A 25,722-nucleotide genomic window follows, 5' to 3' on the forward strand; every position below is an offset into this window, starting at 1 on the left:
TCCTTCCTGTCATTTTTCATTTTATTTATGCGAAAAGGCCGCTTGGTACGGCCCTCTCTTCTGGATTAATAATTTCCGAAAATCCGGAATTTTGCGGATTCTGCCTGAAGTCCACGCAGTGCATTTTTGACCGCCGGATCACTTAAATTCCCTTCAAAATCCACGAAAAAACGGTATTCCCATTTCCGCTGCGAAATCGGCCGGGATTCGATCTTTGTCATGTTCAGATCGTTGTAAATAAAATGTGCCAATGCATTGTAAAGAGAACCGCTTTGATGCGGCAGTTCCATGCATACGCTGATTTTCTGTGCATCCTTTACAAAGCGTTTCTGACCGGAAATAATAACAAAACGTGTCGTATTGCCCCGGGCGTCAAAAATGCCTTCTTTTAAGATCTGCAGTCCGAAGTGTTCTGCTGCATATGGGCTTCCGACGGCTGCCATCGTCAAATCCCCGCTCTCAGATACTTCTTTTGCAGCGGCGGCCGTATTCAGTCGTTCCTCTGTTTTCCAGTTTTCATTGGAATCGAGAAAGCGGCGGCACTGGGCCAGTGCCTGCGGGTGGGAAATCACGGTACGGATGTCCTCAACTTTCGCACCCGGCAGTGCCATCAGCACATGCTCGACCGGCAGCTCCTGCTCGCCGACGATGTAGTGCGGGTATTCCACGAGAAGATCGTAAATGTCGGATACGATGCCTGCGGTGGAGTTCTCGATTGGAAGCACAGCGTAATCAGCCTCGCCCTTTGTGATCGCCTCCATCGCCTCTTTCCAGGTGTCTACGTGGAAACTGGTGATCGTATCATCGAAAAATTCTTTCATGGCACCGAAGCTATAGGCGCCCTCCACACCCTGGAAGACAACTCTTCTGCCGTGCGTCGGGAGATGGTCAACCTGTGTGTAATCGGTCATCTCCTCGCCGCCGTTCTCGGTCAGCAGCTGATACTGGCGCTTCCGGCTGATCGACATGATCTGCTGGAACAGCTCCTGGATGCCTTTTGTATTGAATGCATTTGTTCCCTCGCCTGTCAGCTTTTCCAGCTTCTGGCGCTCGCGTTCCGCATCAAAAACGGCTTTTCCTGTCTCTATCTTGTACTGCGCAACCTCCGCCGTCAGCGCCATCCGGTGCTGGAACAGGCGGACGATCTCGTCATCGGTGACATCGATCTCGTCGCGGATTTTTCCTAAGTCTAGCATATCTGGTCCTCCTGATACTCTGCATTTGTTGCAGATATCAATATTTTACTCCATCTCCGTTTAATTTACAAGAAAAGATCTTCCGAAATTCGGCTTTTGTACAATCTTTTTCCTTTTTGACTGCTATTTCACTTTATTTTTTCACATTTCATATTACTCTGCTTTTCGACCTTTTTCCTGCCATTTTTTATCTTGCATTTATCCTGTTTTTGTGTTAAGGTGGAACACAGAAAAAATAAATTACTGTTCACTCAGCAGTGAAACACCTGCTGTTTCGCTGCGTAAGAAAGTGATTCAGGCGTGAGCAGCCCTCCTTTTGCGAAGCAAAACTTTAAATGAGGGCTGCGAATGTTACCGTTCGCAGGGAACCTGTGAACGGTAACAAAAATAAGGATCTTCATAGGAGGTAATATATGCGACACTTAATGAGTCCCCTTGATTTCTCGGTCGAAGAACTGGATCAGTTAATGGATCTGGCGAACGATATTGAAAAGAACCCGGAGAAATATGCACATGCCTGCGATGGCAAAAGACTTGCTACTTTATTTTATGAACCAAGCACACGCACCCGTCTCAGCTTTGAGGCTGCCATGATGAATCTTGGCGGTACTGTTCTTGGTTTTTCTTCTGCCAATTCTTCTTCCGCTTCCAAAGGTGAAAGCGTAGCCGACACCATCCGCGTGGTATCCTGCTTTGCAAATATTTGTGCCATGCGTCATCCGAAAGAAGGCGCTCCGCTCGTTGCATCGATGTACTCCCGTATTCCTGTGATCAACGCAGGTGATGGCGGACATCAGCATCCGACGCAGACTCTTACCGATCTTCTTACCATCCGTTCTTTAAAGGGTCGCCTGAACAATCTTACCATCGGCTTCTGCGGTGATCTTAAATTCGGCAGAACGGTTCATTCCCTGATTGAAGCGCTGGTTCGTTATACCGGCATTAAAATTGTATTAATCTCCCCGGAGGAGCTTCGTCTCCCGGATTACATCCGTGATGATGTGCTGCGGGCGAACAATGTTCCATTTGAGGAAGTTATTAAAATGGAAGATGTTCTCCCGAAGCTGGATGTTCTTTATATGACCCGTGTCCAGAAAGAACGTTTCTTCAACGAGGATGATTACATCCGCATGAAGGATTTCTATATTCTGGATCAGTCCAAAATGGATCTTGCTTCTCCGGAAATGCTGGTTCTGCATCCGCTGCCGCGTGTCAATGAAATCTCCGTTGACGTGGATAATGACCCGCGCGCTGCTTACTTTAAACAGGTTCAGTACGGTGTTTATGCACGTATGGCCCTGATTCTGACGCTGCTGAACATCAAAGTCGATTAAGAAAGGAGCATCTTTCGCTATGCTGAACGTAGGACGTATTGAAGAGGGCTTCGTGCTCGACCATATTAAAGCAGGAAAGGCTATGACCATTTACCATGATCTGGGACTGGACAAGCTGGACTGTACCGTAGCCATTATTAAAAATGCCAAAAGTGAAAAAATGGGAAAAAAGGACATTCTGAAAGTTGAGTGTTCGGTTGATAAGATGGATCTTGACATCTTAGGCTTTATCGATCACAATATCACTGTCAATGTCATTAAAGACGGCGAGATTACGGAGAAAAAAGAACTTCATCTGCCGAAACAGGTGGTTGATGTGATTAAATGTAAAAACCCGCGCTGTATCACCTCTATTGAGCAGGGATTAAAACATGTCTTTATCCTGGCTGACCCGGAAAAAGAGGTTTACCGTTGCAAATACTGTGATGAGAAGTATACAGGAAACAGAAATAAATAAGAGCTGTACGGCAAAGCGCCCGGAACCACGTTCGGTTTCGGGCGCTTTCTTTTATCTTTCCTATGCAGTTTTTGCTTCTTTCGAACCGAGGCACACAATCAGCCAGCCGATGAAGGCCGCAAGAGATGCGCAGATCAGCATCGCGCCAACACCGGCTGCATCGATAAGCCAGCCGCCAAACAGGGAGCTCATTACATTTCCTGCGGTGATGGTCATCGCCATATATGCCTGTCCTTTAATCGAATCCTGCGGCTCCATGATGCCGTCCACGTAATAGACGCAGGCGACGTTGATCAGCGCCCAGCCGAACATCTGGAACGGCTGAACAGCGTAGTATGTCGGAATATTAAAGGCCAGGAAGGTTCCTATGCTTTTCAGGACAAAAAACAGTCCGGAGAGACGGAACCAGAAAACACTGCTCTTCTTTTTCAGCAGATAGCCGAACAGAAACATCGTTGGCAGCTCGGAAACTGCAGAGATGGTCATCGCATTTCCCATCTCACCGCTGCCACCACCTTTTGCCATTGCAATCTGATAATTGAAGCTGTTAATCAGGCTATGTGACATAAAGATCAGAATGCAGCCAAGCAGTACTACCACGAAGGACGGATACCGTTTCAGAAAATCGACCGGACCGGCTGCTCCTGTCTCTTCTTTTTCTGCTTCTGCTTTTTTCCTGTCCTTTTTAAACGGAAAGCGAAATACACAGATGAGGAAAAGAATGGTCAGTGCGATAGCCCAGATCGGAATCATGTCTGCTCCAAAGGATGCGGTCAGCCGGCCGAGCAGCCATGATGCAATCGCATATGCAACGGAACCCATGCCGCGCCCGATTCCGTAATCAAGTTCCTCTCCCTGGCGGATCGTCTCCATACCAAGAGAATTAACGAACGGAATCATCAGCATCAGCATCGTAATGCTTGCGCCGTACAGCAGTGTCCTTACCACCATAGAACTGCTTTCTGCCGTTGCAGCAAGGGAAATGATAAGAACAAGCTGAATCAGGTTCGCTCCAAGGAGCATTGTTCGTACGGACGGGCTTTCCGGCCGATCTGCGTAGGATGCCAGCGCAGGCTGCAGAACCGCTGACACGATACAGCCAACTGCCGTCAGAAGGCCGATTTGTGTGTTTGTGAAGCCTTTTTCAAGAAGATAGACGCTGGCATACCCCATCAGTGCCGCGTATCCCATCCAGTAGCAGCCTTGAATCGTGCCGTAGCGCACGGACAGGTGTTTTTTCATGTTTTTGTCCCCCTTTTTCTACAACTTTTCCCTTATCGTAGCGTATTCTACAGAAAATGGCAACTCAAAATCAACAATAAAACTATTTAGATTTTTTTCGAAATGCTTATTGACTTTTCGCTTTCCATGTGATAAAAAGTATTTAGATGAATTTCTAATTAATTTGCATTCATACTGCCGGAAAGGAGGTTTCCATGGCATTCGCAGAAACGTTTAAAGCTCTCTCCGATCCTGTCCGGCGAAGGATTCTGGAGCTTCTGAAAAACGAAAGACTTTCTGCCGGGGAGATCGGATCGCACTTTGATATGGCAGGTGCAACCATCTCCTACCATCTCGGTATTCTGAAAAAAGCAGATCTTGTGCTGGAATCCCGGGAGAAAAATTTTATTTATTATGAACTCAACACTTCCGTCCTGGAAGAAATCATGCTCTGGATTTCAGAGCTCAAAGGAGGCACTTCTGATGTGGAAAAAATATAAAACAACACTGATTCTGACAACACTCATTTCTCTTTTTCCGATGGTGATCGGACTTCTGCTCTGGAATCGCATGCCGGACACCATTGCCACCCATTTTGGCACAAACAACGTCCCCAACGGCTGGAGCAGCAAAACGATGGCAGTGATCGGTATTCCTCTGTTTCTTGCCGCTCTGCAGATTTTTACCGCTGTTCTCACTTTTTCTGATCCGAAGCGGCAGAACATCGGCCCGAAGATGATCCGTCTTGTTCTGTGGATCATACCTGTAACCTCCCTGATAATCTGCTGCTCCATCTACGCAAACGCAGTCGGCATCGCAGTTGATATCGGTTTTGTTAGCAATGGGATTGTCGGCCTTCTCTTTATTCTCATCGGCAATTACATGCCAAAATGCAAACAGAACTACACAACCGGCATCAAGGTTCCATGGACCCTTCACAGTCAGGAAAACTGGAACCGCACTCACCGCCTCGCCGGCTGGGTTTGGATCATCGGCGGCGTTGCCATGATCGTAAACAGCTTTCTGCAGCTTGAATGGATTTTATTTCTCACGATCGCAGCGCTGGTTTTGATTCCGATCGGATATTCCTTTCTCCTGTTTCAGAAAGGAATCTAAACCCGGAGAATTTTTTATAAGAAAATTCAACGAAGTTTCCTGTTTAAAAAAGCTTCTGTTCTTCCCTTTTTCCGGGAGGAACAGAAGCTTTTTTATTTCGCGATTTTTATATCTATAAGGAAATGATTCCTATTTTTATACTTATTCTACTGGATGCAGATTTTTCAATGATACATCAAGAATCGGTGCAGAATGCGTCAGTGCACCGCTGGAAACATAGTCTACGCCGGTGTCGAGGATCGTGGCGATATTTTCTTTTGTCACATTTCCGGAGCACTCGGTTTTTGCTCTGCCGTTGATGACGGCTACCGCCTCTTTCATCTGCGCCGGAGTCATATTGTCGAGCATGATAATGTCGGCACCTGCATCTGCTGCTTCGCGGACCATATCAATATTTTCGCACTCGACTTCAATCTTGCGCACAAACGGAGCATAATCGCGTGCCATCTCGATCGCTTTTGTGACACTGCCTGCAGCTCCAATATGGTTGTCCTTTAACAGAACGCCATCGGACAGATTGTAGCGGTGATTCTGGCCGCCACCGATTTTGACTGCATACTTTTCAAAAATACGCATATTCGGGGTCGTTTTTCTGGTATCGAGAAGGGTCGTTTTGGAACCTTCGAGCAGCTTCGCAACGCTTCTCGTATACGTTGCGATTCCGCTCATCCGCTGCAGATAATTGAGCGCGGTTCTCTCACCGGACAGCAGAACACGGATATCGCCGTTTACGGTTGCGAGCAGATCGCCTTTTTTGACTTCATCGCCGTCTTTCACATACGGAATAATCTCGGTTTTCTCATCGAGCAGAGTAAATACTCTTGCAAATACTTCCATACCGGCAATGACGCCGTCCTGTTTGCAGAGAAGCTGTACCGTTCCCTGGCAGGCTTCTGGCATGACAGCATTCGTGGTTACATCTTCACTGGAGATATCTTCCTGCAGTGCCAAAAGCAGCAGATTATCCACATTTAGTGTTCTTGTGATTGGATTCATATTCATCTTCCTTTCTGATCGCATCCCAGATGCTCTCTTTGCAGCGTTCTGCATATTCTTCCATATTCTGGTAATCTTCTTTTCTAATATCGTACCGTTTTGCAAGGAGCTTCCATTCATCTTCCTTCGGCTCCGTTGCCGTTTCTTTGCGGTCTGCGTTCTCTGTAAGACCCTCTGCGGCCCATTCGGCAGCCATCTTCTTTGCCGCGCGTTCTGCGAATACAAGGCTCTCCAGCAGAGAATTGCTTGCCAGACGGTTTGCACCGTGCACGCCGTTGCAGCTCGTCTCACCTGCTGCGTACAGATGATCCATCGTCGTTTCGCTATTGCTGTCTACCTTGACGCCGCCCATAAAGTAATGCTGTGCCGGTACAACCGGAATCGGTTCTTTCGTGATATCATATCCCTCTTCCAGGCATTTCTGGTAAATATTCGGGAACCGTTCTTTTACATCGAGCGGAATCGTTTTCAGGGAAAGCCATACGTGCTTCGTGTGGTCCTTTTCCATCTGGCGGTGGATCTCACGGGATACCACGTCACGCGGCTGCAGTTCATCGGTGAAACGCTCGCCGTTTTTATCGAGCAAAACAGCGCCCTCTCCGCGGACAGATTCGGAAATCAGGAAACGGCGGCCTTTCTTTTGGGAATACAGCGTTGTTGGATGAATCTGTACGTAATTGACATTTTTCAGTGCTACGTTCCTGTGGATTGCAATTGCAAGTGCATCTCCGGTCAGATGCGGGAAGTTCGTGGAATTATCGTAAATTCCGCCGATGCCACCGCATGCCCAGATCACATCCCTGGCATAAACCGTAATCAGCTTTCCTTCTTCATCCCGGATCAAAACACCCTCGCAGACATTTTTGCTGGAAAGAATATCACACATTTCCGTGTGCACAAGAAGCGTCACGTTCGGCAGCTTTTTTACCTGCGCGAGAAGCTTGCTCGTAATCTCCTTTCCGGTTACATCGTCGTGGAACAAGATGCGATTGGTAGAATGTGCGCCTTCTTTCGTATAGCAGAGTTCCCCGTTTTCATCGCGGCGGAAATCCACACCCCAGGCGATAAGCTGATTGATGACATTTCGGGAAGAACGGATCATAATGTCGACGGATTCCGGCGTATTTTCATAGTGCCCGGCATGCATCGTATCTTCATAGAACGCATCGTAATCGCTCTCGTTTTTCAGAACACAGATACCGCCCTGTGCGAGGAAGGAGTCGCTGTCCTCGGTATCTGCTTTTGTTATCATCAGAATATCGGCTTTCTGGGGCAGATGAAGTGCCGCAAAGCATCCTGCCACACCACATCCTACAATCACTGCATCATAATACTTTTTCATTTCATTTCCTCTTTTCCGCTTCTGCGTTCTGCTTATTTTGTTACTTTGCAAGCTCGAGCATTCTTAACAGCGGCGCATGTGCGTCTGAAATTTCCTGTTCGCTTAACAGAACTTCATTCTCCTCATTTTCCAGTGCTTCTATTAATTTGTCCAATATCACTTTTTTCATATTTGGGCAGATCTGCGTATTTCCCACTGCATAAAACTTCTTATCCGGGCAGCGCTTTTTCAGCTCTGCGAAAACGCCAAGCTCGGTTGCAACGAGAAACTCGGTATCTTCACTTGCCTCGGCATATTTGATGATGCCTGCGGTGCTTCCGACATAATCGGCAAGTGCAACGACTTCACTTCTGCACTCCGGGTGAACGAGAAGCTTTGCCTGCGGGCGCGCTTCCTTTGCAGCCTTTGCGGCTTCCGGGCGGATGGCAGCATGTACGTGGCAGAAACCGTCATTTAAGATGATATGTTTCTCCGGCACCTGCTCAGCCACATAGGTACCAAGGTGCTCGTCGGGGATAAAGAAGATGTCGTGGTTCGGCAGTTCTTTTACAATTTTCACTGCGTTGGAGGATGTGACACAGACGTCGGAATGACTTTTTAATTCCGCGGTGGAATTGACATAGCATACGACAGCCACATCCGGGTACTCTTTCCGGACTTCCTCGATTTTTTCAATCGCTGCCATGTGAGCCATCGGGCAGTCGGCATGCAGATCCGGGAGCAGTACTTTTTTGCCCGGGTTTAAGATTTTGGCGCTTTCACCCATGAAACGAACGCCGCAGAGAACGATGACACTGGCGTCCACTTTCGTCGCCATGTCGCTTAAGTAATACGAATCCCCGATGTAATCGGCAATTTCCTGCACCTCATCCGGCACGTAATAGTGTGCCATGATAACGGCATTTTTTTCTTTCTTTAATGTTTCCAGCTTTTCTCTTCTGGTATCCATTGGTTTTGTTTCCTTCCTATTTTTACTATCACGATTCAGAACCCTGAATAGTGATATTTTTTTAACACTTTAGCGCTTAGTATACCACAACTTTTGTCATGTGACAAGACAGTTGTAATATCCATTGTCCATTTTTTTCATGCCTTTTCCCTTCCCCGTGCTCTATAATAGGAAGTACTTGTCTAAGACATGAAAATCTGTGACGCAGTAATTCACGTTCTGCTGCGCTGAATTTTTGCATTATTTTCCGGGATTGCTATAAAAACACCCGGAAGTTTGACGGTTGAATAATGATCTACAAAAAAAAAACGGCCACAATACCCATATTTACTGGGTTTGTAACCGTTTTATCACCATACAGCTGTCAAAGACGGGATTCTATCATTTCACCTCTGGTATCTCACTATTTACCATTTCTTCCGCCGTATCTTCTTCTATTTCTGTCCTTGTCACCTGTTTGATATGCTTTTTTTTCAGATGCAGATATACGAATTCCCGAAAAATAGTATAGAACACGGAAAGCAACGGAATGAAAACAAGCATACCTACAATTCCCATAAGGTTTCCGCCGATCGTAACTGCTGCAAGAACCCAAATCGATGGAAGCCCTACAGACTCACCCACAACATGAGGATAGATCAGATTTCCCTCGATCTGCTGCAGCACCAGAAATACTATAATAAATAAAATTGCCTGTTTCGGATTTACCATAAAGATCAAAAAGCTTCCCACTGCACACCCGATGAAGGCTCCGAAAATCGGGATCAATGCCGTAAACGCAATTAAAACTCCGATCAAAAGTGCATATGGCATCCTCAAAATGCTCAATATCACAACAAACATACAGCCAAGGATCACGGCTTCCAGACACTGACCTGTAAGAAAATTTGCAAATGTCTGATAAGTCAGAGAGCAGACTTTAAGAAAAGCATCTGCTTTTTCCTTTGGAAGAAAAGCGAAAAATACTTTTCGAATCTGCACCTGCAGCGTTTCCTTCTGAAAAAGGACATAGCAGGCAAAGGAAAATGCAACAAAAAAGGCTGCCAATCCACTAACTATGGAACCCACTGCTGACATTGTGATATTCATCATATTTCCTGCACCATTTCCAAGCAGGCTTATCCCCCACTTGATCGCCTGATCCGGATTAAACTGTACCTGATCTACAAGCTTCATGATTTCCTGGTTATTATGGGAAAACTCCCGGATCCAGCTTTGCATCTGCGGAATAAAATCAGCGATACTCATCATCAGGGTTCCTATTGTCCGCGTAAGCTGCGGAATCACACCAAACATCACCAGTACAATCACGCCAACCGCAAATACGATCGTGAGGAACAGGCTTATCGGTCTTGCCAGTTTTTCGACTATCTTATTTTCTTTTTTTGCCCTTCCAAAAATTTTCTTTTCCAAAAAGCTCATTGGCACGTTGGTCACAAATGCGATCGCTCCGCCAAGTACAAATGGAAATACGATCCCCCATATTGCTTTCAACACATCGAGTACCACATTAAACTTCCACAGTGCGACCACAAGAAATGCTGTAAACACAATAAGTTCCCGGATTTTTTTTACAGATTTTTTACTTATATCCACTATCATTCTCCTCTTTTTCTTAATTTCATGCGTATCCATTTAAGCAACTGAATAATCGGAAAACTTGCAAACGCAAATTTTCAAACTTAAATTACTCCCCTTTATTAGACCTAATCGTATAACAGAATCGGTACCTCTGTCAAGATTTTTGAAATTATATTTAAAGTGTAATAAGATATAGTCGCCATTTTCTTTCTTGCCTTTTCCCTTCCCTATGGTCTATAATAGAAAGTACTTGTCTAAGATACGAAATTGCTGATAAAGGAGCATTCTATATGAACAAAAAGGAAATTGCTGAAATTAAAAAACTGTTTACCCCATCCCACTGTGCGATCACGCGAATCTGCGGATGCTATGTGGATGCGGAAAAGAATATTAAGACAAAATTAAAAGAAGCGTTTCTCTCTCTCGAAGAGGAAGAAATGTTTAAATATTTTAAGATTTTTAAAAGCACCCTCTCCGGTACCATCGGAAAGAATCTGCTGAATATGGAGTTCCCGCTCTCCCAGGAAAGTGAGAGCGGCACACAGGAGTTTCTCTTAAAACTCCGCAACAGTGAGCTGAAGGACGAAGCGCTGATTGATGAATTTTATGAAAAGGTAATGGCGGATTATCTCTATCCGGAAAACTACTATATTATTCTGATCCATGGTGCCTACGATGTACCGGGACGCGCTTCGGATAATCTGGATATGGACGATGCTTCCGATTACGTCTATGAATTTATCCTCTGCAGCATCTGCCCGGTAAAACTCGACAAACCGGGCCTCTGCTACAATGTGTCCCACAATACGATTGAAAACCGCGTGCAGGACTGGGTGGTCGGCGCACCGGAAAACGGTTTTCTCTTCCCGGCCTTCACAGACCGCAACACGGATATCCACAATCTGCTGTATTTCACGAAAAACGCAGAGATGGATCAGCCGGACTTTCTCGACCACTTCCTGGGCTGTCAGGCGCCACTCTCCGCGAAATCCCAGAAAGAAACGTTTCAGTCTATTATAGAAGAAACTCTCGATTCCGCCTGTGATTTTTCTACTGTTATGACCATTCAGGAGAACTTAAATACCATGATTGAAGAGCGGAAAGACGATCCGGAACCGGTGGTGCTCGATAAACACGAGGTAAAACGTCTGCTCGCCAGCAGCGGCGTACCGAATGAACAGCTTGACGAGTTCGACGAGAAGTACGAATCCATTGCGGATGAGAAAGCAAGCTTCGTTGCCTCGAACGTGGCCAGTACACGGAACTACGAGATCCGCACCCCGGATGTTATCATCAAAGTCAGCCCGGAAAAGGCCCAGCTCATCGAAACCCGTATGATCGACGGAACACCGTATATTCTGATCGAGGCAGCCGATGAAGTGGAAATCAACGGAATTCTTTTAAAACCGTCACGGCCATCCGATGCGGATGATACCGAATTTTAACAACCAAATGACAGCGAGTCTTTCTCATTGTCCGAAAAAAAAAGCGGCAGTCCCAGACAAAAGGGCTGCCGCTTTTTCTTCCTTTTATTTATGCTTAGCAGAGTGCTTTTCCAAGTACAATGCATGCTGCCTCAGCTTCATCATCTGGCGCGTCTGCGCAGATCACGCTGTCGCATACCAGCTCGGCGCCATCATTTTTGCAGCTTTCTTCCCAGGTGCGCATCCACTCGCCGTCTCCCCATCCATAGGAACCGAACAGAGCGATTTTCTTTCCGGAGAGTTTGGATTCACATGCGGAGAACATTGGCTCGAACTCGGTATCTTCCAGCTCTTCTGCCCCCATAGCCGGGCATCCGAAAGCGATTGCATCGTATGCATCTACATCATCCGCAGAGAAATCTGCGCAAGTCAGAACAGAAACTTCTGCGCCTGCCTCTTTTGCTCCCTCTGCTACTTTCTGTGCCATCATTTCTGTGTTGCCGGTTCCACTCCAATAAACTACTGCTACTTTGCTCATGTTTCAAATCCTTCTTTCTTTATTTTCTGATTCCGGGGGATTTTTCTTTCCCCGATCCTACTGCCCTTTTTATGGTATGCAGGATTTTATGTTAAACAGCTACGGTGAGCTGTAAAACGCTTCTTCCCTGCTTCCAGAGACGCAGATACACGTTTCTGCATTTCTGATAGCGCTGAAATGTTTTCTGTGTTTCGCACTCATTGCAATAGACCTTCCAGCATCCCTTGCATTTATAATTGTGGCCTTTGTTCTCAATAAAACCGATCACATCACCGAGCGGATAGTCGAGAAACACACCGATCTCATGCGGAAATCCTTCTTTACACTCTGCCACCCGGGTTTTTAGGCGATTCAGTGCATAAGCAATGTCTGTATTTTCATATCCATAGGATTTTAAAAACGCTGCATTCTCCGGATTTTCCAGCTCCTTCTGGAGAAGCCCTTCACGGTACACATAGACCAGTGCTCTCGTCTCATGCTCCCGCAATACAAAGATGCGAATTCCTTTTGGTTCCAGACAGGCACTCCAGTATGAAATCTGATCTTCCAGTTCTTCTTTGGATGAAAATGTCATATTACATAAATTTGCGGCTTTGATGGAAGCCAGCGTTGCCGAACAGTGTTCGATCAAAAATCTCTCAATCATGCCTTTTACGTCTCCTTCTTACATTGCTGCTGCGCAGTGCTCATCTAATACCGAGCGAAGTGCGGTGGCACTGCTGGTATGGATTCTTGCGATCGGAATATTGTTTTTCTTTGCTTCCTGGGAAGCAGTGATCACCATTTTGTGGGATACGGTGTTGGTAAAGAGAATCATCAGATCCGGATTCCCGATTTTTTTCTTAACGGAGCCATGCTCTTTCGGGAACACCTTTGCTTTACATCCATAGTCTTTACAGATATCTGTATATTGACACACCATTCTTTCATTTCCACCGATAATTACGACACTCATCTTCTCTACCTGCCTTTCTGTTGTTATCTTATGCTACTTGAAATTAGTTTATTCTAACTCCTGTGTTTTAAGAAAGAATCCCTCTACCGGGATCCCGTATGATTTTTGGTTTTATCCGTTGTACTTTAGTTAGCTACATCTAACTGTTGGGTATATCATACCGTTTTTGTCGGATTTTGTCAAGGATATCCTGCAAATTTTTCCGGCTTTTCTTGAGAAAATTGTATCATTTTCTTTTTCACATCACGCTGGTGAAAGAATATTCGCAATGGAAGCAGAGGCTTTCCCTGCTTTTGTTAAAAAGCCGCTGGAATCTTAAGAAGAAGACTCCAGCGGCTTTCCCGTTGCTATTCTGTTCTGTTTTTTATACCGGCTCGTCCAGCAGGTTACCCATACTCTTTAAGCCAATGTAAAGAGTAGATGTATTGTGAAGCAGTGCGGAAGTGGTTGGCTGTAAAATGCCGCCCACGCCGAGCAGAATCAGTCCGGCATTGAACGTAACGATAAAGCGGTAATTCTTATGAATCCGTTTCATCAGACGGTTGCTCAGCATACGAAGCACCAGAATTTCTGCCAGATCGTCTGCGGCAACGGTGATATCCGCGATCTCACGCGCAATCTCTGCGCCCTCGCTGATGGCGATTCCAACGTCTGCGGCAGAAAGTGCCGGTGAATCGTTAATACCGTCACCGATCATAATGACTTTACGTCCCTCTGCTTTTTCTTTCTCCACAAAGTTTGCCTTATCCTCCGGCAGTACCTCAGCATAGTACTCGTCCACGCCGACCTTCTTCGCGATCGCTTTTGCCGTGCGCTCGCTGTCTCCGGTCATCATGACGATCTTTTTCAGACCTGCTTTTTTCAGCTGACGGATAATTTCGGCCGCCTCCGGACGAAGCGGATCCTCAATGCAGATAACTGCTGCAAGTACACCTTCTAAGGCAAGATAGAGATGAGAATACTCCTCCGGCAGATGACGGAACTTCTCTTCCATTCCTTCCGGAATGATACTGTTCTCATCCTCAAATACGAAGTGATAACTTCCAATAATCGCTTTTTCTCCATTGATCGTTGTAGAAATACCGTGTGCAACGATATATTCTACTTTGGAGTGCATCTCCTCGTGATCCAGATGTTTCTCTTTTGCCGCGTCTACTACGGCTTTTGCCATGGAATGCGGAAAATGCTCTTCCAGGCAGGCTGCGATGCGCAGAAGCTCATCCGGGCTCTTTGTTTCGCTGAAGGATACCACCTCTGCTACGGTCGGCTGCGCTTTTGTCAGTGTTCCGGTCTTATCGAAAACGATCGTATCCGCTTCCGCCACAGCCTCCAGGAATTTACCGCCCTTTACGGTGATCTTGTGCTGGTTTGCCTCGCGGATTGCAGAGAGAACGGAAATAGGCATGGCAAGTTTTAACGCACAGGAGAAGTCTACCATCAGAATAGAGAGTGCTTTCGTTGCATTTCTGGTCAGAAGATACGTCAACGCCGTTCCGCCAAGGGAATACGGTACAAGACGGTCTGCCAGATGCTCTGCCTTGCTCTCCAGTCCGGATTTCAGTTTCTCGGACTCTTCGATCATCGCGGTAATCTTCTCGTAACGGCTGGATCCGCCGGTCTGCTTCACAAGAATGGTAAGCTCGCCCTCCTCAAGAACCGTTCCCGCATAGACAACGGAACCTAAGGTACGGCGTACCGGAACAGATTCTCCGGTCAGAGAAGCCTGGTTTACCATACCCTCGCCGTTGGATACCTCGCCGTCGAATGGAATCAGATTTCCCATATGTACGACAATCTCGTCGCCCGCAACAATTTTTTCAGACGGAACGAGAATTTCCTGGCCGTCTTTTTTCAGCCATACCTTTCCGACGTTCAGCGACATGCTGCGTGCCAGATCTCCGACGGATTTTTTATGCGTCCATTCCTCAAGCAGCTCTCCTACGCCGAGCAGGAACATGACAGAGCCTGCGGTTCCATAGTCGCCGCGGAGCATCGAAACACCGATTGCGGTTGCATCAAGAACCGGAACTTCGATCTTTCCCTGTGCCAGTGTCTGGATTCCTTTCCAGATATATTTTACGGAAACAACCGTAGTATAGATGGCACGGATCGGTGCCGGAAGAAGCCATTTTCTTCCAAAGTGGTAAATCACTTTGCTGATCAGCTTTTCCTGATATTCGTTGTTTAACGCTCTGCCGGAGCTCTCAAGCAGTCCGGTCGGCAGCTCTACTTCCTCGTAGTGGAAGAGCTGTATCATCCGAATCACAGCGGCTCGTTCTCCCTCGTAACAGATCACGGCATCGCCGGTTCTGTCATATACCTTCGCGAAAGATACCTGGTTCTGATTCTGCAGATAGTACAGCAGTGTCTCTGCCTGTACGGAGGACATGCGCTTCTGTGCCAGATGGATTCGGATTCTGCCTCTGCTTTCGTGTTTAATATAAAATTTCAAATCTTATGCCTCCTAGAAAAACACCTGCAGAGAATTCTGCAGGCGTTTTGTTTTTTCCGTATGAATACGACGTAAATCAGATGTTGCTGTGTACAGCTTATGCCTCAACCGTATCCTCTGCTTCTGCTTCAACAGCTTCCTCTGCTGTCTCTTCAGCTACATCCTCTACTGCCTCTTCTGCTGCTTCACGCTCTTCGTTGATCTGTTTTGCGTCAGCATAGATGTCCTCCGCATTCTCCTGGATGGTCGTTACCGTATCCATAACAACTTTCTTTGCACGAAGAACAGCTGCGGTGCAGTTGGTGTAAAGTTTTTTCGCATCCTTGCTGGACAGTGCTTTGATACCTGCTGTTCCGAATAATACTCCTGCTGCGAAAAGTCCTGGATGTTTTAAATCTTTGATTGTCATATTACATTTCCTCCTATTGTTAAAATAAATTTTTCCTGAATTTTACATTTTCCCCCGCTGTGGTTCACAGTATAGCACTCACCTGCTCGGTTAGACAATACGTACAGTTCTTTTTGATAATTATTTTCATTAAAACAGGGAAAACGGAAGGAATTTTCACCCGTTTTCCCCGTTTTTCAGCCTTCCACCGCTGAAACAATCACATTTTCAATATCCTGATTCTGAATATAGCCCTTTGCCTTCAGTCCGGATTTCATCACGTCCATCCACATCTCTCCGCTTAAGCGGCAGATGGTATGATCGCTCAGTTCTACGGTACAGCCCTGATCTTTGAAGCATTCTTCTCCACAGGCAATCTTGTAAAAATTTTTGCGGCTGATTGCACCGATGCTCTCCAGTGTATTCACCATGCGATACACCGTAGCAGGCCCGATGCTGCTGTCTTTCTGCAGAGCTTTATAGTAAATTTCTTTACAGCAGGAGCACTCCTCTTCCAGGATAATATCGAGCAGAATCCGTCTCTGTCTGGTTATTCTGCATCCCTGTTCCCGGAGCTTCTGAATAATCAGTTCTCGCTTCATCTGTGTTCTGTGATAATTTCTGGCTTCATGCTTTGTCTGTTCCTGCGGCATACGTTCTACCTCCTGATGATGATTCCTGTCCTGTCAGTCGCAATGTCCCTTGCACTGCCCGCAGTTACCACCACAGCTTCCCTTGCCACTTTTTTTATCTTTAATCATACTGCGTACTGCAAGTCCTACCAGACCAACAACGACTACAAGTGTGATAAAAGTTCCCATAGAAACAACTCCTTTCTTTTCAAAAGAGTCCGCATCCTGCAGCGGATGCCGGATACGGACTCTTCATCAGATACATGTTCTCTATCTGTCACAGCAATTATTTGCTGAACATTTTGTTGGTGGAAACGCTCAGAGTTGCGCTCTCTTTGTAAGGTCTTACCAGCAGATATACAAATCCAATGATGAGCAGAACAGCAACTACCGTTCCGATTCCAAAACCGCCGCCGATGAACAGGTTACCGATCTGATAAATGCACAGGGATACAACATAGGCAAGCAGTGTCTGATATCCGATTGCAGTAAAAAACCATTTGGTATTGTTCATCTCACGTTTGATTGCACCCATTGCTGCGAAGCACGGTGCGCACAGAAGGTTGAATACCAGGAAGGAATAAGCTGCTACCGTAGATAAGCTTCCTGCGAGCTGTCCCCAGATCTCGGCGCCGTCTTCTGCAACTTCACCAAAGCCGAACAGGATACCGAAGGTACCAACAACGTTCTCTTTTGCGATCAATCCGGAAACAGCTGCAACAGCCATCTTCCAGTCGCCCCATCCAAGAGGTGCAAACAGAGGAGCGATCACGCTTCCGATGGAAGCCAGGATACTGTCATTTAACTGCTCAGCTTCCAGCATTCCGAAGGATCCGTCAACCCATCCGAAGTTCATCAGGAACCACAGAACGATGGTAGACATCAGGATGATCGTACCGGCTTTTTTGATGAAAGACCAGCCACGCTCCCACATGCTGCGGAGAACGTTGCTTACCGTCGGCCAGTGGTAAGCCGGAAGCTCCATAACAAACGGAGCCGGATCGCCAGCGAACAGTTTTGTTTTTTTCAGGATGATACCGGAGCAGATGATTGCTGCGATACCAACGAAGTAAGCACTTGGTGCAACCCAGGAAGCTCCATTAAACAGAGCGCCTGCGATCAGGGCGATGATTGGAAGTTTTGCTCCACAAGGTACAAACGTTGTTGTCATGATGGTCATTTTACGGTCACGGTCATTCTCGATGGTACGGGAAGCCATGATACCAGGAACACCGCAACCACTTCCGATCAGCATCGGAATGAAGGATTTTCCGGAAAGTCCAAATTTACGGAAGATACGGTCCATGATGAATGCAACACGCGCCATGTAACCGCAGGACTCCAGAAATGCCAGGAACAGGAACAGTACCAGCATCTGCGGTACGAATCCAAGTACGGCACCAACACCGGCAACAATACCATCCAGGATCAGACCCTGCAGCCAGTCAGCGCAGTGGATCGCGTTCAGCAGATTTTCAATGGCCGGCGGAATGATCTCTCCAAAGAGTACATCGTTGGTCCAGTCCGTTACAAAAGTACCTACTGTTGTGACAGATACATAATATACAACCCACATAACAACTGCAAAGATCGGAAGTGCCAGCCAGCGGTTAGTTACGATCCGGTCGATCTTATCCGATGTTGTCATGGCGTTTTTCTTGTTCTTTGTGACACAGTCACCGATGATGCTGGAAATATAAACGTAACGCTCGTTTGTAATAATACTCTCGGTATCGTCATCAAATTTGTCTTCCAGCTGTTTGATCTCGGCAGATACATCCGGAACGGATTTCATCTGCTCTGTGATCTTATCATCTTTCTCCAGAAGTTTGATTGCAAAGAAGCGTTTCTGCTCATTTACAATATCACTTCCGAGTTTGCTCTCAACGGTGCGGATGACTGCCTCCACATCCTTGTCAAACTCATGAACCGGTACAGCAGCACCTTTTTTCTGTGCAATCTGCACTGCTTTATCAGCAGCTTCTTTGATTCCGGTTCCTTTCAGAGCAGAGATGGTTACAACTTCACAGCCCAGCTTTTTCGCCAGTTTGTCGATATGTATTTTGTCTCCGTTCTTCTCAACAATATCCATCATGTTGACAGCCATGATCACCGGAATACCAAGTTCCATGATCTGTGTGGACAGATACAGGTTACGCTCAATGTTGGTACCATCTACGATGTTCAGAATCGCATCTGGTCTTTCATTAATCAGGTAATTTCTGGCTACCACTTCCTCCAGTGTATACGGAGATAAAGAATAGATACCCGGAAGGTCCATGATGGTGACATCTTTGTGGCCTTTGAGCTTTCCTTCTTTTTTCTCGACGGTTACACCTGGCCAGTTTCCTACGAACTGGTTGGAGCCTGTCAGTGCATTGAACAATGTTGTCTTACCGCAGTTCGGGTTTCCTGCGAGTGCAATCTTAATTGCCATTTTTCCCATGCCCCTCTTTCTTTGATTTTTACTGATTTTAATAACTTCACAAGCCTTACCAATATTGGCTACAGCTTGCTTTTGTTAGCATCCGCTAACAAGCAGACAAAAAAATTTACTCTACTTCAATCATTTCGGCATCTGCTTTTCTTAAGGATAATTCGTATCCTCTGACGGTTACTTCGACCGGATCGCCGAGCGGAGCAACTTTGCGCACGAATACGTCAACACCCTTGGTGATTCCCATATCCATGATTCTTCTTTTGACCGGACCGGAACCGTTGAGTTTTACAACTTTAACGGTTTCTCCTACGGAAGTCTCTTTTAAAGTCTTCATCTTCTCTCCTTCTTTCCTATCAAATCAGGATTTTGGCTGCCATATCTTTTCCAACGGCTACCCTGGAATCTTTCACATTCACGATGAGATTGCCGTCGATTTCCGATACGACTGTCACGTTTCCGCCAACGACGAAGCCAAGATTTTCAAGAAATCTTCTGGTCTCTTCTTTTCCGCCAACTTTTCTGATTGTGTAACATTCGCCTGGATTTGCCATCGTTAAAGGCATAGTCAATTACCTCCTGTGTATGATAATGAGTTTCATCTCTATTTCAGTTGTTAGTATATGCTAACGTACGTTAGATGTCAACTGCTTTTTTACTATTTTTTTGTATTTTTTTCTGAAATTTACTCCGTTACTGAGAAAAAGCCTTCGTTAAGGGCCCTGTTTTTTTGAAAAATAAGGCAGAACAGAGAAATTTCGTATCTACCTGTTCTGCCCTTTTTGCTTTCCATTTTTTTTTACAAACGGTACATCATCTTATGCCATTTTGCACCGCCATGCGTCGAGTCGGAAAGTTCGATATATTCGTATCCGATCCTTTTGTAGAATGGAATCATATGATCCTTGCATGTAAGAACAACGGCTTTTTTGTCACGCTCTCCTGCGCTTTTTACCATATGACGCATCAGTGCTTCTCCAATGCCCTGTTTCTGGAACTTCGGATTGACGTCCAGTCCGAAAATCATCTGATAATCGCCGTCCGGGTTGTGCAGCGTGGCGTCATGGTAGAGTGCATCCGCCAGATAATCGGTATCCGCACAGCAGCCATTGCAGAAGCCTGCGATTTCGCCATCTTCAGTTTCCGCTACAAAAAAGCTGTTTTTGCAGGTTTTGTACCGCTCCATGAAGTCTTCATAACCTGCCGCCTCGGCAGCCGGGAAACATAGCGCCTCCACCTCGGCTACCTTTTTCAGATCTTCCTCTTTTACCGGACGGATCGTATACTTTACTTTTTGTTTTAAATAGGGCTTCAGTCCCGCAACGACTTCTTCCACCGTTCCATCCACGAACGGATTCTTCAGTCCGGCCAGCTCCAGCAGTGCAAAATATCCTTTGCTTCCGCCTGCCTGGCAGAGACGGTAATAATCGCCCCACGCCTTTTCCGGCTCTTTTTTGAAACGCTCAAAGAACTGGAAAGCACAGATCTGTGCCAGCGCATAATCAATATAATAGAACGGGTTCACAAAGATATGCTGCTTCTGCATCCAGAAACCGCCCTCCTCGAGGAACTTGTGGCCGTCATAATTTCTCCATGGCATATAGGTCAGCTCTAACTGATGCCAGATCGCACGGCGCTCCTTGGCCGTCATGCCGATATTTTCAAATACCTTATGCTGGAACTCATCCACACATACCATGTACGGAATCACTTCCAGCGCGCTCATCAGGTGCGCATAACGGTAATCATCTGCTTTCTCTCCAAAGAATGCATTCATCCAGGGGTATGCGAAATGCTCCATTGTCATCGAGTGAATCTCCGCCACCTCGCTTGTCGGGAATACCATATCCATAAACGGAATCTGTTTTGCCGCTGTATACGCCTCGAACGCATGGCCCGCCTCATGAGTCAGAACATCAACGTCCGCGCTCGTACCATTAAAATTGGAGAAGATGAACGGCGCCTTGAACGTATTCAGAAATGTGCAGTAACCGCCTGTCTGTTTTCCCGGCTTCGTCTCCAGGTCAAACAGCTCATGCTCCACCATAAAATCAAAGAACTCACCCGTCTCTTTCGACAGCTCATGGTACATCTTCTGCGCCTTCGCAACCAGTTCCTCCGTCGTTCCTTCCGGAACCGCGTTTCCTTCCGGGAAAATCAGCTCCTCATCGTAATAATGCAGCCTGTCCACTCCAAGCCGTTTCTCCTGCTCCTTCCGAAGCTCCAGGCAGAGCGGTACAATCTTCTCCTTCACCTGCGCACGGAACTTTGCAACATCCTCCGCCGTATAATCGTATCTTCCATAGCTCAGGTAAATAAATTCAATGTAAGAAGAAAATCCCAGCTTCTTCGCAATTTTATCGCGCAGCGGAACCATCTTGTCATACAGCGCATCCAGCTCCCCGGAAATCTCTTCATACAAATCTCCCCATGCCGTCATCGCCTCTTTCCGCATCTGGCGGTCCGTACTCTGCATCGCCTTCAGCAGTCCATAAAAATTACACGTTTCGCCCTTAAATTCCGTCGAAGCATTCGCCGTAATTTTACTGTACTGCTGCGTCAGATTCGCCTCTTCGATCAGATCCTCCACGATACAGTCGTCCGCTAATTTTTGGCCAACCTCCATATTCTTCACAAAAAATTCCCCGAACTCCTCTGCAAACTCTTTGATAAACGGAGACTCCAGAATCACCTTCTCTGCCTTTTGTATCAGCAGATGGATCGCCGGAATCGTCTCATTCCAGAACTGAACCTCTCCTTCATAAAACGAATCTCTGGTGTCCACCGTATATCTTACCTGCGCCACTTCCGCCATTGTCGCCCAGGCATCCTCGCGCGTTTTTTCTTCCATAAAAAGTCCGCGCAGCTCCTCATATGATTTTGCCTCTTTGAGCGCCTTCGTATACGCTCTTACTTTTTCCTGCTCTGCCTCCATGTCCGGCCTTACGTATTCAATTTCCGAAAACTTTTTCATCTTCTCTTACCTCCTTCTATTCCAGAACGCCCAGATTTTTCAACTCATGATAAACCCGGGACGCCGGCAGTCCCATCACATTATAATAGTCTCCCTGGATTCCTTTCACAAACTTTGTCCCAAACACCGTCTGAATTCCGTATCCTCCAGCCTTATCCGACCACACAGGAGCCTCCCCCTCTTTCTCAAGAGCAAGATACCCGTTTATCTCCTCCTCTGTCATCGCATAAAACTCTACATCTGTACGGTCACAGAACGATACCACACGCTTTGCGTCCCCCTCTGTTACCGCAATCGTAACTCCAGTATACACCTGATGCACCCTTCCCTGCAACTGCTGCATCATGCTTCTGGCATGTTCTATCCCTTTCGGCTTGCCAAGGATCTCCCCTTCAAAAGCCACAACCGTATCCGCCCCGATCACAACGGCATCCCCTTCGGTAATCTCCGCAACATCCAGACATTTCAGCCGTGAAAGCTCCTCCACAACCATCTCCGGTTCCGCAGACGTCACAACTTCTTCCGCCCCTGAAGCCTGAACCTTACACCGTATTCCCAACATCTCCATCAACTCTCTTCTTCTGGGTGACCCCGAAGCCAATATCACTTTCATCCTGCTGTCTCCTTTATTTTTTCTTTCATGACATGCATTTTTTTCACACCATGCAGCGATCCGCGGGAATGTGCGGCTTGCGCCGGATGGCCGGATAAAATAAGTACGCCGGGAACGAACACAATCCACTCGTGTCCGTTCCCGGCGTACTTATTTTATCCAGATGCCTGAATTTCCGTCTTAAGCAAAGCAAAACGATAAGCCGGGTTATGTCGTGTGTAATCATCTATCCAATGGAACTGTCGCCAGTCCCCTTAAGCGACCCACCTGAAAACATGACGGGCAGCCATATACGTTTTCTATTCGGTCTTGCTTCGGATGGGGTTTACATGGCTTTCTCTGTTACCAGAGAAACGGTAGTCTCTTACACTGCCTTTCCACCCTTACCAGGAAAAACCTGGCGGTATCTCTCTGTTGCACTATCCCTGGAGTCACCTCCGCCGGACGTTATCCGGCACCCTGCCCTGCGAAGCCCGGACTTTCCTCACCTGGCCCCTTTCGGTCCTGCCAGCCGCGATTACATATCTTACTTTGTCAAAAACGGAACATCAGACAGTTAATAATCTTACCACAAACTCTCTTTCTTGTCCATCCCCAAATCGCAGATCCCACAAATCCATACAAAACAGCCTTTCACACATCAAAGCAGCTTCCCCCCACAAACTCCCGCAGAATCGAATTCTTGGGAATATCCTCAATCGGCACTCCGACAAAATAATCCAAAAACTTCAACAGCCGCTTTGCCTCCTGGTACTCCGGCTCTCCCTCCTCAATCTGGAACAGCAGCGGTTCCGCATACAGCTTCAGAACCGAAAGCTCATACACCAGCGCTGAATTGAACATCACATCCGCCTTCTCCTGGTTCGGAAAAATATTCCGATCCTCGCCGCGGCGCACCGACGGCCACATCGCAATCGTCTCCTTCGCCGACGTTGCCCGCGTCCGGCTGTCGCGCACCATCCGCCGGATCAGACGTCCGTCCGTCGTCGGAATCCGGTTGTGCTCATCCACATTAATCTGCGTCAGCGCACTGATATAAATCCGGAATTTACTTTCCGAAGGAAGCGACCACGTCAGTTTTTCATTCAGCCCGTGAATTCCCTCCAGCACCAGCACATCGGTCTCCTTCATCTGAATAAAATTCCCCTTGTACTCGCGCTTGCCCGTCTTAAAATTAAAATACGGCAGTTCCACACGCTCTCCGTTCAAAAGTGCTGTCATATCCCGGTTCAAAAGCTCGATATCCAGTGCTTCCAGGCATTCAAAATCATAATCGCCGTTTTCATCCCGCGGCGTATCTACCCGGTTCACATAGTAATTATCAAGGCTGATCGGATGCGGCGTCAGACCATGCGCTGAAAGCTGGATGGAAAGCCGGTTGCAGAACGTTGTCTTTCCGGAGGAAGACGGCCCCGCAATCAGCACAAATTTAACCTGCTTTCTTTCCGCAATCTGCTCCGCAATCTTCGCAATCTTCTGCTCCTGCAGCGCCTCCGCAATCAGCATCATCTGCTGAATATTGCCCTTCGTGATGCGTTCATTTAAGTCGGCAACCGTGGAAATTCCCATCTGCTCACCCCAGCGCTCCGATTCCCGCTGCACCTGGAACACCTTCGGGGAGAGATTCGCCGCCGGCACCGTCTCCGGCGCCTTTTTCTCCGGCATCTGCAGCACAAAGCCGTCATCGTATAAATAGAGATCAAAATACTTCAGATAACTCGTATCATACGTCATAAATCCATAATAATAGTCTTCAAAATCCCCGAGACTGTACAGATTCACACGGGAGACACGGCGGTAACGGAACAAGCGGTCTTTATCCGTCATGCCATGCAGCCGGAACCGTTCTCTCGCCTCGTGCGTATCGACACTCCGCTTATAAATCGGCACCGCCTTTTCCACCTGTTCATGCATATACGCTTTTACTTCGTCCAAAAACTCCTGATTCAGCGTGATATCGCCGTCCACCGTGTAGAAAAAGCCCGAACCCGCCGAAAAATGCAGCATCACATGGCGGATCTTATCGTAGCCTCCCACATGATACACCGCTTTTACCAGCAGAAGAGAAAGACTCCTCTGATACGTTTTATGTCCGATCTCATCCTCCGTTGTCACAAATTCCAGTTCACAGTCTTTTTTCAGCTGTTTGTGCAGCTCCCGCAGCCGTCCGTCCACTTTCACAAGGACAATCGGCGCGTCCATTGTTTTTTCAAAATCCTTTGCAATCTCATAATAAGAGCAATTTTCCGGATATTCGTATCCTTTTCCATCAATTGTTACCTGAATCAATTGTAATTCCTCCTTCTTGCAAAACTTTCTGAAAATTCAGAAGTGACAGAAAAGGCGCGCCCGAAAATTACAACTGCTGAAATTTTCAGACACGCCCCTCTTGTGCAAACGCTGTCGTTACATCGTATGGAAACGCGCAAGCGCAGATTCCAGTACTGCCTCTTTTTCTTTTAATTCCCAAAGGCGCTGTGCTGCCTTTTCACTGGAGTGATCCGAAAGCTGGCGGATCAGCGTCTGGTTCTGCTCCTGCTGTTTCAGAAGGTATTCCCTCAGCACCGGATTTTCCTTTTCCAGAAGGCGCGGTCCATAGAAAAGCTCCTCCGCCTTCAGATTCTCCTTTTCCCCTGGCACTGCCCGCAGAATCGGATAATATTTTCCATCCTCCTCTACAAAATTCTCCTGTGCAAGGAAAAATCCGTGTTCCAGAAGCCATGCACGCACGCGGTCGATATCCGACTGCGGCTCCAGGATCAGCTCCCGAAAACCGGACAGCAGCGGCTCACCTTCGCTTAAAATTCTTATGGTAAGCCCGCCGCCCATGCCCGCGATGAGAAGAGAATCACCCTCTCCCGCACGCAGGGCATGGAGTCCGTCGGAAAGTCTTGTTTCTATGTAGTCCCCCATCTGGTACTGCGCAATATGCTCCCTGGCCCGCTCCAGCGGTCCGCGGTTCACATCCATGGCGATTGCGGAGGAAATCTTCTTCTGTTCCAGCAGCGCAATCGGCACATAGCCGTGATCTGTTCCCACATCGACCAGGCAGCCGCCCGGGGTGACAAACTCCGCTACCGCGGAAAGTCTTTTTGATAACTGCATTTTCCTGTCGTC

25 protein-coding genes and 1 other RNA gene are annotated in these 25,722 nt (G+C 47.0%); 5 read left to right on the forward strand and 21 right to left on the reverse strand.

Translation table 11 applies throughout. From position 1 onward, the window contains the following. Window positions 1–65 precede the first annotated feature (65 nt). Entirely contained in the window at window positions 66–1,196 is a 1,131-nt protein-coding gene (gene pheA / locus DXB83_RS13070; protein ID WP_117510295.1) for a prephenate dehydratase, read from the reverse strand. A gap of 413 nt (window positions 1,197–1,609) precedes the next feature. On the opposite strand from pheA, the gene pyrB reads away from it, so the two are divergent. After that, window positions 1,610–2,530: an aspartate carbamoyltransferase gene (gene pyrB / locus DXB83_RS13075; RefSeq protein ID WP_022462762.1), complete on the forward strand. Its 921-nt coding sequence runs from the start codon at window positions 1,610–1,612 to the stop codon at window positions 2,528–2,530. Window positions 2,531–2,549: 19 nt separating this feature from the next. After that, window positions 2,550–2,987 carry an aspartate carbamoyltransferase regulatory subunit gene (locus DXB83_RS13080; protein ID WP_022462761.1) on the forward strand — a complete coding sequence of 146 codons (438 nt, stop codon included), beginning with the start codon at window positions 2,550–2,552 and terminating at the stop codon, window positions 2,985–2,987. 60 nt (window positions 2,988–3,047) lie between these two features. Here the strand turns inward: DXB83_RS13080 and DXB83_RS13085 are convergent, their stop codons facing one another. After that, entirely contained in the window at window positions 3,048–4,229 is a 1,182-nt protein-coding gene (locus tag DXB83_RS13085; protein ID WP_117510297.1) for an MFS transporter, read from the reverse strand. Window positions 4,230–4,423: 194 nt separating this feature from the next. On the opposite strand from DXB83_RS13085, the gene DXB83_RS13090 reads away from it, so the two are divergent. Both DXB83_RS13090 and DXB83_RS13095 read left to right on the forward strand, forming a co-directional pair. Beyond that, complete coding sequence (locus tag DXB83_RS13090; protein ID WP_022462759.1) at window positions 4,424–4,708, forward strand: autorepressor SdpR family transcription factor; 285 nt, start codon at window positions 4,424–4,426, stop codon at window positions 4,706–4,708. After that, window positions 4,692–5,324 carry an SdpI family protein gene (locus DXB83_RS13095; RefSeq protein WP_055267355.1) on the forward strand — a complete coding sequence of 211 codons (633 nt, stop codon included), beginning with the start codon at window positions 4,692–4,694 and terminating at the stop codon, window positions 5,322–5,324. The genes DXB83_RS13090 and DXB83_RS13095 overlap by 17 nt, the downstream gene beginning before the upstream one ends. Window positions 5,325–5,465: 141 nt before the next feature. Here DXB83_RS13095 and nadC read toward each other — a convergent pair whose 3' ends face one another. From nadC to DXB83_RS13115, 4 genes are all read right to left on the reverse strand, one after another. Beyond that, entirely contained in the window at window positions 5,466–6,320 is an 855-nt protein-coding gene (nadC, locus tag DXB83_RS13100; protein WP_117761766.1) for a carboxylating nicotinate-nucleotide diphosphorylase, read from the reverse strand. Continuing rightward, complete coding sequence (locus DXB83_RS13105; RefSeq protein WP_118697744.1) at window positions 6,286–7,662, reverse strand: L-aspartate oxidase; 1,377 nt, start codon at window positions 7,660–7,662, stop codon at window positions 6,286–6,288. The genes nadC and DXB83_RS13105 overlap by 35 nt, the downstream gene beginning before the upstream one ends. Window positions 7,663–7,702: 40 nt before the next feature. Then, window positions 7,703–8,611 carry a quinolinate synthase NadA gene (gene nadA, locus DXB83_RS13110; protein ID WP_118697745.1) on the reverse strand — a complete coding sequence of 303 codons (909 nt, stop codon included), beginning with the start codon at window positions 8,609–8,611 and terminating at the stop codon, window positions 7,703–7,705. 381 nt (window positions 8,612–8,992) lie between these two features. Beyond that, the gene (locus DXB83_RS13115; protein ID WP_243108932.1) at window positions 8,993–10,207 is read right to left on the reverse strand and encodes an AI-2E family transporter; all 1,215 of its coding nucleotides are present in this window, start codon (window positions 10,205–10,207) and stop codon (window positions 8,993–8,995) included. A 275-nt stretch (window positions 10,208–10,482) separates the two neighbouring features. Here DXB83_RS13115 and DXB83_RS13120 point away from each other — a divergent pair, with 275 nt between their 5' ends. Then, window positions 10,483–11,637 carry a DUF4317 domain-containing protein gene (locus tag DXB83_RS13120; RefSeq protein ID WP_118697747.1) on the forward strand — a complete coding sequence of 385 codons (1,155 nt, stop codon included), beginning with the start codon at window positions 10,483–10,485 and terminating at the stop codon, window positions 11,635–11,637. A gap of 94 nt (window positions 11,638–11,731) precedes the next feature. Here the strand turns inward: DXB83_RS13120 and DXB83_RS13125 are convergent, their stop codons facing one another. The 15 genes from DXB83_RS13125 to DXB83_RS13195 all read right to left on the reverse strand — a co-directional run bounded on the left by DXB83_RS13125 (window position 11,732) and on the right by DXB83_RS13195 (window position 25,710). Continuing rightward, entirely contained in the window at window positions 11,732–12,154 is a 423-nt protein-coding gene (locus DXB83_RS13125; protein WP_118697748.1) for a flavodoxin, read from the reverse strand. A gap of 91 nt (window positions 12,155–12,245) precedes the next feature. Continuing rightward, the gene (locus tag DXB83_RS13130; RefSeq protein WP_117761771.1) at window positions 12,246–12,800 is read right to left on the reverse strand and encodes a DUF3793 family protein; all 555 of its coding nucleotides are present in this window, start codon (window positions 12,798–12,800) and stop codon (window positions 12,246–12,248) included. A gap of 18 nt (window positions 12,801–12,818) precedes the next feature. After that, on the reverse strand, window positions 12,819–13,109 hold the full coding sequence (locus DXB83_RS13135; RefSeq protein ID WP_022462751.1) for a DUF2325 domain-containing protein: 291 nt from the start codon (window positions 13,107–13,109) through the stop codon (window positions 12,819–12,821). A gap of 364 nt (window positions 13,110–13,473) precedes the next feature. Beyond that, on the reverse strand, window positions 13,474–15,561 hold the full coding sequence (locus DXB83_RS13140) for a heavy metal translocating P-type ATPase (RefSeq protein ID WP_022462750.1): 2,088 nt from the start codon (window positions 15,559–15,561) through the stop codon (window positions 13,474–13,476). 97 nt (window positions 15,562–15,658) lie between these two features. Next, window positions 15,659–15,970, reverse strand: coding sequence for a DUF6110 family protein (locus tag DXB83_RS13145; protein ID WP_022462749.1), 312 nt, complete (start codon window positions 15,968–15,970; stop codon window positions 15,659–15,661). Window positions 15,971–16,146: 176 nt separating this feature from the next. Beyond that, entirely contained in the window at window positions 16,147–16,602 is a 456-nt protein-coding gene (locus tag DXB83_RS13150) for a transcriptional repressor (protein ID WP_022462748.1), read from the reverse strand. A gap of 33 nt (window positions 16,603–16,635) precedes the next feature. Beyond that, on the reverse strand, window positions 16,636–16,770 hold the full coding sequence (locus DXB83_RS13155; RefSeq protein WP_022462747.1) for a FeoB-associated Cys-rich membrane protein: 135 nt from the start codon (window positions 16,768–16,770) through the stop codon (window positions 16,636–16,638). 97 nt (window positions 16,771–16,867) lie between these two features. Beyond that, a complete protein-coding gene (gene feoB, locus DXB83_RS13160; protein WP_022462746.1) occupies window positions 16,868–19,018 on the reverse strand; it encodes a ferrous iron transport protein B in 2,151 nt (716 codons plus the stop codon). Between the two features lie 115 nt (window positions 19,019–19,133). Then, window positions 19,134–19,355, reverse strand: coding sequence for a FeoA family protein (locus tag DXB83_RS13165; protein ID WP_022462745.1), 222 nt, complete (start codon window positions 19,353–19,355; stop codon window positions 19,134–19,136). Window positions 19,356–19,374: 19 nt separating this feature from the next. Further along, complete coding sequence (locus DXB83_RS13170) at window positions 19,375–19,584, reverse strand: FeoA family protein (protein WP_022462744.1); 210 nt, start codon at window positions 19,582–19,584, stop codon at window positions 19,375–19,377. 233 nt (window positions 19,585–19,817) lie between these two features. Continuing rightward, on the reverse strand, window positions 19,818–21,992 hold the full coding sequence (locus tag DXB83_RS13175; protein ID WP_022462743.1) for a M3 family oligoendopeptidase: 2,175 nt from the start codon (window positions 21,990–21,992) through the stop codon (window positions 19,818–19,820). Between the two features lie 16 nt (window positions 21,993–22,008). After that, window positions 22,009–22,605, reverse strand: a complete 597-nt coding sequence (locus DXB83_RS13180) for a Maf family protein (RefSeq protein ID WP_118666840.1) — start codon at window positions 22,603–22,605, stop codon at window positions 22,009–22,011. Between the two features lie 182 nt (window positions 22,606–22,787). Then, window positions 22,788–23,138, reverse strand: an RNA gene (rnpB, locus tag DXB83_RS13185) — RNase P RNA component class A. A 100-nt stretch (window positions 23,139–23,238) separates the two neighbouring features. Then, entirely contained in the window at window positions 23,239–24,894 is a 1,656-nt protein-coding gene (locus DXB83_RS13190; RefSeq protein ID WP_022462741.1) for a nucleoside kinase, read from the reverse strand. 117 nt (window positions 24,895–25,011) lie between these two features. Next, complete coding sequence (locus DXB83_RS13195; RefSeq protein ID WP_022462740.1) at window positions 25,012–25,710, reverse strand: tRNA (adenine(22)-N(1))-methyltransferase; 699 nt, start codon at window positions 25,708–25,710, stop codon at window positions 25,012–25,014. Between the last annotated feature and the right edge of the window lie 12 nt (window positions 25,711–25,722).

The sequence above is a fragment of the Blautia sp. OM06-15AC genome, from assembly GCF_003481425.1.
Taxonomy (GTDB): domain Bacteria; phylum Bacillota; class Clostridia; order Lachnospirales; family Lachnospiraceae; genus Fusicatenibacter; species Fusicatenibacter saccharivorans.